Annotated in this window: 10 protein-coding genes; 5 read left to right on the top strand and 5 right to left on the bottom strand. The window is 42.5% G+C overall.

Annotated elements, in window-relative coordinates:
• Positions 1–80: 80 nt before the first annotated feature.
• Positions 81–848, bottom strand: coding sequence for a DUF3050 domain-containing protein (locus CLV51_RS03060; protein ID WP_106526535.1), 768 nt, complete (start codon positions 846–848; stop codon positions 81–83).
• A gap of 31 nt (positions 849–879) precedes the next feature.
• Positions 880–3,084 carry a DNA helicase RecQ gene (gene recQ / locus CLV51_RS03055; RefSeq protein WP_106526534.1) on the bottom strand — a complete coding sequence of 735 codons (2,205 nt, stop codon included), beginning with the start codon at positions 3,082–3,084 and terminating at the stop codon, positions 880–882.
• Positions 3,085–3,241: 157 nt separating this feature from the next.
• On the opposite strand from recQ, the gene CLV51_RS03050 reads away from it, so the two are divergent.
• The 3 genes from CLV51_RS03050 to CLV51_RS03040 all read left to right on the top strand — a co-directional run bounded on the left by CLV51_RS03050 (position 3,242) and on the right by CLV51_RS03040 (position 6,540).
• Positions 3,242–4,216: a KpsF/GutQ family sugar-phosphate isomerase gene (locus CLV51_RS03050; RefSeq protein ID WP_106526533.1), complete on the top strand. Its 975-nt coding sequence runs from the start codon at positions 3,242–3,244 to the stop codon at positions 4,214–4,216.
• Between the two features lie 2 nt (positions 4,217–4,218).
• Positions 4,219–5,310 carry a mannose-1-phosphate guanylyltransferase gene (locus tag CLV51_RS03045; protein ID WP_106526532.1) on the top strand — a complete coding sequence of 364 codons (1,092 nt, stop codon included), beginning with the start codon at positions 4,219–4,221 and terminating at the stop codon, positions 5,308–5,310.
• Positions 5,311–5,403: 93 nt separating this feature from the next.
• Complete coding sequence (locus CLV51_RS03040) at positions 5,404–6,540, top strand: methionine aminotransferase (protein WP_106526531.1); 1,137 nt, start codon at positions 5,404–5,406, stop codon at positions 6,538–6,540.
• Positions 6,541–6,661: 121 nt separating this feature from the next.
• On the opposite strand, the gene CLV51_RS03035 is transcribed toward CLV51_RS03040, so the two are convergent.
• From CLV51_RS03035 to CLV51_RS03025, 3 genes are all read right to left on the bottom strand, one after another.
• On the bottom strand, positions 6,662–7,336 hold the full coding sequence (locus CLV51_RS03035; protein ID WP_106526530.1) for a carbonic anhydrase family protein: 675 nt from the start codon (positions 7,334–7,336) through the stop codon (positions 6,662–6,664).
• 94 nt (positions 7,337–7,430) lie between these two features.
• On the bottom strand, positions 7,431–9,080 hold the full coding sequence (locus CLV51_RS03030; RefSeq protein WP_106526529.1) for a SulP family inorganic anion transporter: 1,650 nt from the start codon (positions 9,078–9,080) through the stop codon (positions 7,431–7,433).
• A 206-nt stretch (positions 9,081–9,286) separates the two neighbouring features.
• On the bottom strand, positions 9,287–9,583 hold the full coding sequence (locus CLV51_RS03025; protein ID WP_106526528.1) for a hypothetical protein: 297 nt from the start codon (positions 9,581–9,583) through the stop codon (positions 9,287–9,289).
• Between the two features lie 376 nt (positions 9,584–9,959).
• On the opposite strand from CLV51_RS03025, the gene CLV51_RS03015 reads away from it, so the two are divergent.
• A complete protein-coding gene (locus CLV51_RS03015; RefSeq protein ID WP_106526526.1) occupies positions 9,960–10,298 on the top strand; it encodes a PadR family transcriptional regulator in 339 nt (112 codons plus the stop codon).
• Positions 10,299–10,334: 36 nt separating this feature from the next.
• Positions 10,335–12,101 (top strand): PspC domain-containing protein, encoded by a 1,767-nt coding sequence (locus tag CLV51_RS03010; RefSeq protein ID WP_106526525.1) that lies wholly within the window; start codon positions 10,335–10,337, stop codon positions 12,099–12,101.
• Positions 12,102–12,256 lie beyond the last annotated feature (155 nt).

Here is a 12,256-nt window from a genome sequence, read left to right as displayed (position 1 = left end):
CCGTTTTTATAGCCCTCTGTCGTGAGGGGATTGCAAAAGTAATACAATCTTTTGAATTGCAAAATTTTTTTCTAATTTTTTTATGAAATTACTTTTTCATTCAAAATACCAGTCCACAACTGATGCCGCCAATACAGCGACTGCTGGGCGTATTGCGCTGCCTCTTTCCATTTATCTTCTTCCGCTCCACATAATTCATTGACCATTTGCATCGCCAATTGACTATGATGATCGCCATCAACTTCTATGTGTCTTTCGAGATAATAAATGAATGTATTCAGCTTGCCGGGAAATTTTTGATCGAGGTCTTTTACCAACGCTAAAAACATATCCGGAATAAGATCTTCTCTGCCAAAAGTAAATACTGCCGCCATGATATGTGCCTTGCCGGTAGCAATCACATCAAATGTAAAGCCTAAAAAGCCTTTTACAGCGGTAGGGAGCGCCGATGTTGCCAGTACGCTTTGTATAGACTTTCCCGAAACAACGGCGGCTATAATTGCCTTTATTTCGCTGGAATCAGCACCTGCCTGTTGCATTGCACGTTCATACAGCTCAAAATGGCTGCAACGGTTGCCATCCATGTCTACATCACTTTCTTCACCCGTCACAATTTCATTGATCAGGTAACGTGTGGCTGCATTGCCGGTGGGCACCCAGGGCACATTTACACAGGTGAGCTGCTGCTGTAATCCTTTGAGCAGCGACATGAAATCCCACACCGCATACACATGATATTGCATAAAGGTGCGTACATCTTCCAGTGTTTGTAATTCTGCATATAATGGGTGAGATACTACCTGCTCCCTTGTGGAGGCAATGGTTTCCTGTATTTTCGAGATACTCATCGTTGTATTTTTATCGCTTACGGCCAAAAGTTTAGTTACCGTATACTACCAGAAATTTAATACGCATCAGCTTCAATTGTTCCAGCGTATAATCGTTTTCTATCAGCTCTTCACGCGCCAGTGCAAGACTGGATGTTTCGCAGCCTTTGAAGTATTCCATGATCTCATCCTGGGCATAGTCATCCAGTTCTTCATCCAGACAATAATCTATGTTCAGTTTGGTACCACTGGCAACAATAGTTTCCATTTCATCGAGCAGTTGAGAGAGGGAAAGTTCTTTGTTTTTGGCAATAGTTTCCAGCGGTATTTTCTTATCGATATTCTGAATAATAAATACTTTCATACCGCTTTTATTCACTACACTCTTCATTACAAAGTCGTCCGGTTTGGTGATATCATTTTCTTCCACAAACTTGGTAATGACATCCACAAACTGTTTACCGTAACGAACAGCTTTACCTTTGCTCACGCCTTGTATCTTTTCCAGTTCCTGCACAGTGGTAGGGTACTGGGTAGCCATATCTTCCAGGGATGTTTCCAGGAAAATAACGAAGGGGGGAAGGTTCTTTTCTTTCGCTACTTTTTTACGCAGCTCTTTCAGCATTTCAAATAATGCCGGATCTGCAGAAACCTGTGCTTCGGCAGCAGCTTCTTCTTCTTCCTCTATCGTATCTTCATGAAACTGATGGTTCAGCACCACCATGATAGAAAATGGTTTTTTGAGGAACTTCGTGCCTTTGTCAGTTACCTTCAGCAGTCCGTATTCTTCAATATCTTTTTCTATCAAACCTTCCAGCATCATCTGACGCATGAGGGAGTTCCAGAAATGGGCATCGAATTCTTTTCCTTCTCCAAACACCTCCAGCTTATCGTGACGATAAGTATTGATCTGCGGACTTGTTTTGCCGGTTATTACGTTGATGACATACTCGCTACCAAAACGCTCTTCAAGAGAACGAATCGCTTTCAGCATAATGATAACGCGGTTTTTTACTTCTATTTTTTCTTTAGGATTGCGGCAGTTATCACACTGACCACAGTTTTCTGTTTCATACTTTTCACCAAAGTAATGCAGGATCACTTTACGGCGGCAAACTGCACTTTCTGCATAGGCCACTGTTTCGTTAATGAGTTGTGCACCCATTTCACGTTCGCTGAGCGCCTTATCACGCATCAGGTGTTCCAGTTTCTGCACATCCTTGAGGGAATAGTAGCATACACAATTACCTTCCAGTCCATCACGGCCGGCACGGCCTGTTTCCTGGTAATAGTTTTCCAGGCTCTTGGGAATGTTGTAGTGTATAACAAAGCGCACATCCGGCTTGTCGATACCCATACCAAAAGCAATAGTCGCCACAATCACCTCTGTATCTTCATGTAGAAACATATCCTGACGCTGGGCCCTGGTAGTAGGGTCCAGGCCGGCATGATAGGCTACTGCCTTGATGCCATTTGCCATCAGCATATCTGCCAGCTCTTCCGTGGTTTTACGGTTGAGAGTGTAGATAATACCGCTTTTACCTTTATGTAGATGAATGTACTTTACAATATCCTTAATCGTTTGATCTTTTTTGCGCTTGGGCCTGATTTCATAATACAGGTTAGGGCGGTTAAAAGAAGAGATGTAGATATTAGCATTATCCAAAGCCAGGTTCTTCACAATATCGCTCTGTACTTTGGGTGTAGCAGTAGCGGTTAGTGCGATGATCGGCAAAGGGGTATCACTGATCTGATCGATCATCTCCTTCAGACGGCGGTATTCCGGTCTGAAATCATGTCCCCACTCGGAAATACAATGCGCCTCATCCACAGCAATAAAGGAAATTTCCAATTCCTTGAAAAAATCCAGGTTTTCCTGTTTGGTGAGCGTTTCCGGTGCCACATACAGCAGCTTGGTTTTACCCGTCTGCAGATCTGAGCGCACTTTTTTAATTTGCGCCTTTGATAGGGTGGAATTGAGGAAATGTGCCACATTATCCTTACTGCTGTAGCCTCTGACCAGGTCCACCTGGTTTTTCATCAGCGCAATAAGGGGTGAAACAATCAGTGCACAACCGGGGCTCATGAGAGCGGGTAATTGGTAGCATAGTGATTTACCTCCACCAGTTGGCATTATAACAAAAGTATCTTTACCTGACAGGATGCTATTTATAATTATTTCCTGATTTCCTTTAAAGGAATCGAACCCAAAATGTTCGCGTAATGCATCCATCAAACTTTCCTTAACAACAGCCATTGCATTCAAATTTAAGACTCTAAAGAACCAACAAATGACGAAATATTTTTATATGTTTTTTAGGGGACACGAAGTTACTTAAAAAAGCGCGGAGTATCAATATAAATTACGCGATCGTACCACTGCTGACTAAAAAATGATAAATTTGTAATTCGTCATGAAAAGGAATGAAACCATCAATATCGGACAAGTAGCCAGACGCACAATTGCGATGGAAGCATCAGCCATTAATGATTTGCAGCAGTTTATAGATGCAGATTTTGAGAAGGTTGTTGAACAGGTAGCCCAATGTCAGGGGCGCCTTGTGGTAACGGGCATTGGCAAAAGTGCCATTATTGCACAAAAAATCGTGGCCACATTAAATTCTACCGGAACGGCAGCAATATTCATGCATGCGGCAGATGCTATCCATGGAGACCTGGGTATGATCCGGGAGGAAGATATCGTGATGTGCATCTCCAAAAGCGGTACTTCTGCCGAAATAAAAGTGCTGGTTCCCTTAGTGAAGAATTTCGGCAACATATTAATTGCCATGGTGGGGAATATGAGCTCGTTTCTGGCACTGGAAGCAGATTATGTGCTCAACACTACCGTAAGTCAGGAAGCCTGTCCAAATAACCTCGCACCCACTACCAGCACCACTGCGCAGCTGGCTATGGGAGATGCACTGGCGGTTTGCCTCATTGAATGGCACGGATTTACGGCTGCCGACTTTGCTAAATTCCATCCCGGAGGAGCACTAGGAAAGAAACTCTACCTTAAAGTGGGGGATCTCAGCAAACAACACCAGGCTCCGCAGGTAGCTCTCAACAGCTCCCTACGGGAAGTGATCGTAGAAATATCATCCAAAATGCTCGGCGTAACCGCCGTATTGGATGAAAAAGGATTATTAAAAGGTATTATTACAGATGGTGACCTGCGCAGAATGCTGGAGAAAGATGTTCCCGCTGCAGCTGTAACGGCCCAGGATATAATGTCGCTGCACCCAAAATTAATTCAGCAGGATCAGCTGGCTATCAATGCATTAGAAATGATGCGCCAGCATGATATTACCCAACTGCTGGTGATGGACGGAGAGCGATATAAAGGTATTATTCACTTACATGATTTAATCAGAGAAGGAATTATTTAGAAATGACAAAGCTGAACAGCCATTTTTACGTGGCCATTATGGCAGGGGGTATAGGCAGCCGCTTTTGGCCCCACAGCCGCACAGACAATCCCAAGCAATTCCTGGATATCCTGAATACCGGGAAAACCCTGCTCCAATGGACCTATGAACGTTTTGCACAGTTCATTCCAAAGGAAAATATTTTTGTGGTAACGCACCAGCAGTATACTACCAAAGTAAGCGACCAATTGCCCGAATTGCCCACAGCTAACATTGTGAGCGAACCCTCGCGCAAAAATACCGCTCCCTGCGTAGCTTATATTTCCCACAAAATCCATAAACAAGACCCCCTGGCAAACATCATCTGCGCGCCGGCGGATCACCTGATTGTGGATGGGCCCGCTTTTACCAGCGCCTGTCTCAACGCGCTCCTGTTTGTTCAAAAACACAGCGCCCTGCTTACCCTCGGGATTAAACCTACCCGGCCCGATACCGGTTATGGCTACATTCAGTTTGAACCACAACAAGTGGCAGACAATGTATACCAGGTAAAAACTTTCACAGAAAAACCTAACCTGGAACTGGCTAAAACATTCCTGCAAAGCGGCGACTTCCTCTGGAATGCCGGGATCTTTGTTTGGAATGTGAAAACCATTCTCGCTGCATTCAAACAATATCTGCCGGAAATAGATGAACTGTTTGAACAAAGCACCTTTGCGCTGAATACACCACAAGAGAAAGAAGCGATTGAAAAAGTGTATCCGCAATGCACCAACATTTCTATCGACTATGGCATCATGGAAAAGGCCAGCAACGTATATGTAATTCCTTCCAACTTCGGATGGAGCGATCTCGGTACCTGGGCTTCTGCTTATGAAAATCTTGAAAAAGATTACCTGGGCAATGCCGTACAAGGCAAAAATGTAGTGGTAATAGATGCCACCAAATGTATGGTGAAAGTGCCCAATGATAAGCTGGTACTGCTACAGGGACTGGATGAATTTATTGTAATTGATACACAGGATGTGTTGCTTATCTGCAAAAAAGAAAATGAGCAACACGTTAAAGAATATGTATCGGAAATTAAACGCAACAAAGGCGAGAAGTTCCTTTAAATATTTCCTTATTTTGTTATTCAGATATTTTGTTGCTCCAATACCTTTTGCAGAGAGACAAAATATCTGAATAACGAAATAAAAAATAGCTAAATGATTTCTAAACTACCTAATGTAGGTACCACTATATTTTCTGTTATGTCAGCCCTGGCAGCAGAATACAAAGCCATCAACCTCTCTCAGGGATTTCCCGATTACGATTGCAGCAATGAACTTAAAGCCATGGTGAACGAAGCCATGCAGCAAGGACATAATCAATACGCGGTAATGCCCGGATTGATGTCGCTGAGATCCGCTATTGCCAGTAAGATCAGCAACCTTTATCAGCAAACAGTGAATCCGGAAATGGAAATAACGATTACTCCCGGCGGCACCTACGCCATCTTTACAGCTATTGCTACGTGTATACATCCGGGTGATGAAGTAATTATTTTTGAACCGGCATATGATAGTTATATCCCCAATGTGTTGGTAAATGGAGGAAAGCCGGTATTGATACCGCTTTCGTTTCCTGATTACCGCATTAACTGGACGGAAGTCCGCAGTAAAATAACGCCCCGCACCAAAATGATTATGCTCAATACACCGCATAATCCTACGGGAAGCATCTTACAGGAAAATGATCTGCAGGAACTGGAAAAGCTGGTGACAGAATTTAACCTGCTGGTATTATCTGATGAAGTATATGAACACCTCATATTTGATGGGGCACAACATCATAGTATCCTGCGTTATCCGGCTATTTACCGCAATAGCTTTGTTACGTTTTCTTTTGGTAAAGTGTTTCATAATACCGGTTGGAAAATGGGTTATTGTGTAGCGCCGGAGCACCTGATGAAGGAATACAGAAAGGTACATCAATACCTTTGTTTTTCAGTGAATACACCTATGCAATATGGCCTGGCAAAGTTCTTGGAAACGCCTGCACATTACCTGGAGCTGCCGGCCTTCTATCAACAAAAAAGGGATTATTTCCTGCAGTTAATGAAAGATACCCGGTTTACTCCGTTATCCAGCCAGGGTAGCTACTTTCAGCTGATGAAATACGATCGTATTTCTGATGAGGGAGATAGAGCATTTGCTACACGGCTTACCAAAGAATTTGGAGTAGCAGCTATTCCTGTATCTGCTTTTTACCAGGATGGAAAAGATGATCATGTGATCCGTTTCTGCTTTGCTAAAAAGCAGGAAACGCTGGAACTGGCCGCAGCAAGACTTGCGCAGATATAAAGAGAGAGAGGCAGTTAATAACCGTTTAACCAATCACCCCTAAAAAGATTGATCAAAATAGTTATTAATGCCTCCCTGCCATTCCTAAGCAAACATACTCTCCTCTATAAAAGGCTTTTTATCAAACGGCAATAGCCGTTTCAGTTGCTGTACTGTCTTCCAGGATGAGCGTATGTTTCATAAAGCTCACCACACCCGTTTCCACGTCGTAGATAGCTCCTATGATGCCCACTTCTCCTTTAAGGATCATTTCACGAAGGATATTACTTTGTTCCATAATAGCCTGTACAGAGCGTTCTACATGAATGTTATTAACGGCATCCACAAAAGCGTGGTTATGTGAAGTACGGTCATGCGTGAATGTTTTTTCTGCAAAAACAGCTGGTGCAATCTTATTTAGCAGGCCGGTGAGATTGCCCATTTCCACTGCATCGCAGGCGCCTTTGATAGCGCCGCATTTTGTATGACCTAGCACCACAATGAATTTAGAACCTGCAATTTTGCAGGCATATTCCAGGCTTCCCAGTACGTTATCAGATATAACGGCACCGGCTAAACGAATACTGAAAATGTCACCCAGCCCCTGATCAAATATCAGCTCAGCCGAGGTGCGGGAGTCCATGCAGCTTACAATAGCCGCCATAGGCCATTGACCATCTGAAGTGTCATTCACCATTTGCAACAGGTTGCGGTTGAAACGCAGGTTGTCTAAAAAGCGGTTGTTCCCGGATTTCAGTAGTTCCAAAGCTTGTTTGGGAGATATATTGGATTGAGATATTTTATTTAATGTTTTCATCTTTGCCATTTTTAAATAAGTTGAAAAATGAACGCTTTAAAAGCATGGTTTCCATTTTGCTTTCCGTAGCAATGTTTGTAATAATGTACTTCCCTTAATTTAACTGCAATTGCTTCAGCAACTCTTTATGATTACCAGTTGAAATCGTATGTACTTGTGCGGTAGTTAATTTGCTTTGTTCCTCTGGCGTCAGGTCCGGTGTATTTTGAATTTTATACACCTCCTTAAAGCCAGTCAGTATTACCTTGATATTATTTTGCGGTGCTTTGATCTCTTTAAATTCGCGGATAGTTTGCAGTACATCAAAGTCTATGTAAGCCGTTTTGTGCGCATCTATCACGAGGGTGATATTTTGCGGCATATGATCCAGCGTGAGCAGGATACTGGCTTTATTCAGGAAGGAAACTTCCTGTGCCAGCTCCAGACGGATGCTGTCGCCGGTATGATATTTTTCTTTACGGAAGAAGTAGGAACTCTTCATATTTCCGCGTAAAATAGCCAGTACACTAACGGCCATACCGAGTGCGATACCTATCAGCAGATCCGTAAATACGATAGCGATCACCGTTAGTACAAAAGGCACCCATTGGTATTTACCATTTTTGAACATCTCTTTGAAGATGGAAATTTTGCACAGTTTATAACCGGTTACCAACAGTACTGCTGCGAGGGTAGCCAGCGGAATTTTGTTTAATAAAACAGGAATCAGCGCTGCGCACACTAATAAGAGCGCACCATGTACCATCGATGCTAACTTCGTTTTGCCGCCGGCGTTGATGTTGGCGCTGGAGCGAACAATTACAGAAGTAATTGGTAATCCGCCAATTAATCCGCTTACTATATTGCCGATGCCTTGCGCTTTCAGCTCGCGGTTAGGAGAGGTGTAACGTTTCAGTGGGTCCAGTTTATCTGTTGCTTCCACATTGAGCAGCGTTTCCACAGAAGCCACGATGGCAATGGTGATACCGGTTATCCATACTTCTTTGTCACTAATGACACTGAAGCGTGGTAAAGTAAACTGTCCGATAAAATCGTTGAAACTATTGGGTACCGGCAAACTTACCAGGTGATTGGATCCCAGTGCCAGCAGCTCGCTGCCGGAGAATGCAGTATTCAATAAAATACCCACTACAACAGCTACGAGTGGCGCCGGCACTATATTTACCTTCGGGATCCTGCTCCAGTACAGAATAATAAAAATGGATATGATCGTAATAAGGGTGGCGCCAATACTGATATGATTAACAGCAGATAATAAAGAGCTGAATGTATTATTGCCATCTACCTGGATAAAAGTGAAATCACCTTCTGTATTGGCGTCATAGCCAAATGCATGTGGCAATTGTTTCAGGATGATAATAATACCAATAGCAGTAAGCATTCCTGTAATTACATTGGAAGGGAAATAGTTTGACACTGTACCGGCTTTGATCAAACCTAATATCAATTGCAGACCACCACCAATTACCACGCTCAATAAGAAGATATCGAAAGCGCCGAATTTTGTAATAGCTGTTAATACAACAGCAGTAAGACCTGCTGCAGGGCCACTCACGCTTAATTGTGAGCCGCTCAGGAAACCAATTACCAAGCCCCCGATGATACCGGAGATCATACCGGCAAAGAGGGGCGCGCCGGAGGCCAGGGCAATGCCCAGGCACAAGGGAACGGCTATGAGGAATACAACGAGACCTGCAGAGAAGTCGCCTTTTATATTGGAGAAAATAGATGTTTGCTTGTTCATAAAATAAGCTTTTCCGTTTCAGGATCACACTTCCGGATAGCAGCTATATGCTGCAACCGTGGAAGCTACATTGATAGAATAATACTACCGTTGTGGACTAAATACACGTATCACAGGAATGGATACACGAAGTCCGGGCAGTAATCGAAATAGTAATAAGTAAATGAAAATGAGATAGTGGCTGTATTAAATACAGCGGGTTGCAATTATGCTATGTGCAGGTTGGGAGGGGGAGCGTGTATTTCCTGAGCAGGGTTGCTGGGAATTTCTTCCATTAAATGGTACCGAAGGATACCAATGATGAAAAGCGGATTAAACTGGATTTCATCATCAAATTGTTTGCAGAATTTCAGCTCTTTAGCAATCTTTACATGATCAGCACCACAATCAACCGGATGCTCTTCCACAATCTGATTATTAAACAGCAGCTTCCCTACTTCCTTTATTGGAAGCAGTTGAGACACCATCAGTGCCAACAGGAATATGCCTATAATTTTCTTCATGTGTATTTACGCTTATACAAATGTAATTGAGGGAAAGCATATATGGTTATCTCTGCCGATTAAAAAAATGTTAAAGCATTTTAACAGTAAAAAGGGTATAAAACAAACAATTTGTCGTTTATCCCTGATTATAACCGTTTATCACTTTGTGTTACATTCCCTTTTTGTAATATTTATTTATGTAGATGCTTACGTACGCTATTTTTGACTGTATTTTTCTGGTAGCCTTCTAAACAAGTTATTTTGCTTTCTATGGTATTCGGTATTGCATAGTAGTAAATATTCCCTACTTTTGTATCGTACAATTGAAATAATAGCTATCGATAACTGATCAGAAACCACCATTAAGAAAATAAAAATTTAAAGCTCACTTGCCATGAATATTGATAACACACAATCGCAGATGAGGAAGGGCGTGCTGGAGTTTTGCATATTGTCCATCATTAAGCAAGGAGAAGCTTACCCTTCGGATATCATTGAAAAGATGAAAGAAGCGAAATTAGATATCCTGGAGGGCACACTTTATCCTTTATTAACAAGATTGAAAAATGCGGAATTACTTACCTATCGTTGGGTAGAAAGCAGCTCAGGCCCCCCACGGAAATATTTTTCCATGACCGACAAAGGAGAAGCCTTTTATTGCGAGCTGGAAAGCACCTGGAACGAACTGGCCAACGCGGTTCATCAATTAACACAAAACAGTACACTCCTTTAAGTACAGACTTACCTAAAACCTAAATGAAGCATTAAAATGAAAAAGATAATCAACATAAACCTGTCGAGTCGACTTATCCCCATCGAGGATAGTGCCTACGAGATACTTAGACAGTATCTGGACAGTCTGAAAAAATATTTTTCAAAAGAGGATGGTGGAGATGAAATTGTGTCTGATATTGAAAGCCGTATTGCTGAAGTGTTCCAGGATAAACTGAAAAAAGGAGCACATTGTATTACTGATGATGATGTTGTAGCACTGAAAGCCTCCATGGGTACGCCTGAGCAATTTGATGACGCTCCCAAAGAAAGCACAGAACAACAGCAGAAAGAGGCCGCTGATGCCGCCGATATGCCCCGTCCCCGCAAACGCCTGTACCGCGATCCGGAAAACAAGGTATTAAGTGGTGTATGTAGTGGTTTGGGAGCGTACTTTAATATCGATCCTGTTATCTTCCGTATCATATTTGCCTTACTCGCCATTGGCGGCTTTGGTTCTGGTATTCTCGTATACTTTATCCTGTGGATAGCCACTCCGTCTGCCGATACTGCAGCGGAAAAGCTGGAAATGAGAGGAGAAAGGGTAGACCTGGGCAACATCAAAGCAACCATTCAGGATGAACTGAATCATGTAAAAGGCCAGATGAAAAATGTAGGAAATGATTTCAAAAATTTTTCTCAGGGCCGTGGAAGGCAAGTAGGTAATGATCTGGAGCGCTTTTTTGTAAATCTCGCAAGTGGTTTGGGAAAAGTATTGGTATTTGTTACCAAAGGTTTCTTTTACTTCTTTGCTGTGGTAATGTTGATCGTTCTTATTGTGATAGGAATAGCTATCGCAGTATCTTCCGCGGCCCTGTATCCCGCAAAAGACCTTTTACTTACCTCTCCTGTGCAGAGCTTTCTGATATGGCCGGCCATCGGTTTGCTGATCGGTATTCCTTTAGTGGCTTTGCTGATATTCATCATCCGTAAACTTACGGGAGTAAAAGAATCGAACCGTTATGCAGGTTATACACTTACATTCCTGTGGTTATTGGGCTTTGTTTTAGCTGCCATAGTGGCGTCTTCTATCGTAAAAGATTTCAGAAGACCAGCTACAGAAACCCAGTTATTTGCTATTCAACAGCCATCACATGGCAAGCTTATTTTAAAGAGAACCCCCGGAATGCTGAGTGAAGATGATGGGATTAGCTTTGGTGATAGTCACCTGTTGGTGGCAGATGATACCGTAATCATTAATTATATCCGGGTACGGGTAGAGAAGAGTCTCAATGATAGCTTTGCTGTGGAAGTATCACGTTATTCCCGTGGCCGTACACTGCAGCAGGCAAAAGAACTGGCACACAACATAGAATTTCACCTGAATCAACAGGATTCAATATTGTATCTGCCGGAAGGATTCTCCCTGCCTACGCATTCAAAATATCGCGGACAACGTGTTACTATTACCATAAAAGTACCGGTAGGAAAGAATATAGAAATAGATAGAGAAGTATATCGTAACTATTCTTTTAGCAGAAATAACAGAGATGATGATTGGGATAGTGATTACGACAGCAATGAACCTGGTCCGCTTAACCTGAAAATGACGCCTGATGGAACAAACGATCTCAGTCCGCGTAAACCAGCTGCAGATCCGCAAACCAAAGATTCAACCGAAGAAAACTATCGTTATAAAGGCAACGACAGTAATAAATCAGCTGAAGGTGCGGTAAAGGTGTCTGCTGCTGTAAAAACAAAAGCACCTGCTTATAATGATGTTTCTTTTTTAGCCTACAGTATGTTAAAAATGTTTAACAGTTAAATACAACACGTTGATATATATAGAAAAGCCAGGGTTTATGCCCTGGCTTTTCTCGTTTATAAGCGCTCTTTTTTCCGGATACGATCATTTAGCAGCCTGATTAATGTTTAACTTTGCGATTCAGCACATAATATTAAATAATAGGATAAGATAAG

It is taken from the genome of Chitinophaga niastensis (assembly GCF_003014755.1).
GTDB lineage: Bacteria > Bacteroidota > Bacteroidia > Chitinophagales > Chitinophagaceae > Chitinophaga > Chitinophaga niastensis.
Note: the sequence above shows the minus strand (reverse complement) of the source record. Positions and strands in the feature narration are given on the sequence as shown.

Bases quoted from the DNA above. Each gene is read 5' to 3' on its own strand.
- CLV51_RS03025 (WP_106526528.1), bottom strand. From the start codon at position 9,583: ATGAAGAAAATTATAGGCATATTCCTGTTGGCACTGATGGTGTCTCAA.
- CLV51_RS03035 (WP_106526530.1), bottom strand. From the start codon at position 7,336: ATGAAAACATTAAATAAAATATCTCAATCCAATATATCTCCCAAACAA.
- CLV51_RS03045 (WP_106526532.1), top strand. From the start codon at position 4,219: ATGACAAAGCTGAACAGCCATTTTTACGTGGCCATTATGGCAGGGGGT.
- CLV51_RS03060 (WP_106526535.1), bottom strand. From the start codon at position 848: ATGAGTATCTCGAAAATACAGGAAACCATTGCCTCCACAAGGGAGCAG.
- CLV51_RS03050 (WP_106526533.1), top strand. From the start codon at position 3,242: ATGAAAAGGAATGAAACCATCAATATCGGACAAGTAGCCAGACGCACA.
- CLV51_RS03040 (WP_106526531.1), top strand. From the start codon at position 5,404: ATGATTTCTAAACTACCTAATGTAGGTACCACTATATTTTCTGTTATG.
- CLV51_RS03030 (WP_106526529.1), bottom strand. From the start codon at position 9,080: ATGAACAAGCAAACATCTATTTTCTCCAATATAAAAGGCGACTTCTCT.
- CLV51_RS03010 (WP_106526525.1), top strand. From the start codon at position 10,335: ATGAAAAAGATAATCAACATAAACCTGTCGAGTCGACTTATCCCCATC.
- recQ (WP_106526534.1), bottom strand. From the start codon at position 3,084: ATGGCTGTTGTTAAGGAAAGTTTGATGGATGCATTACGCGAACATTTT.
- CLV51_RS03015 (WP_106526526.1), top strand. From the start codon at position 9,960: ATGAATATTGATAACACACAATCGCAGATGAGGAAGGGCGTGCTGGAG.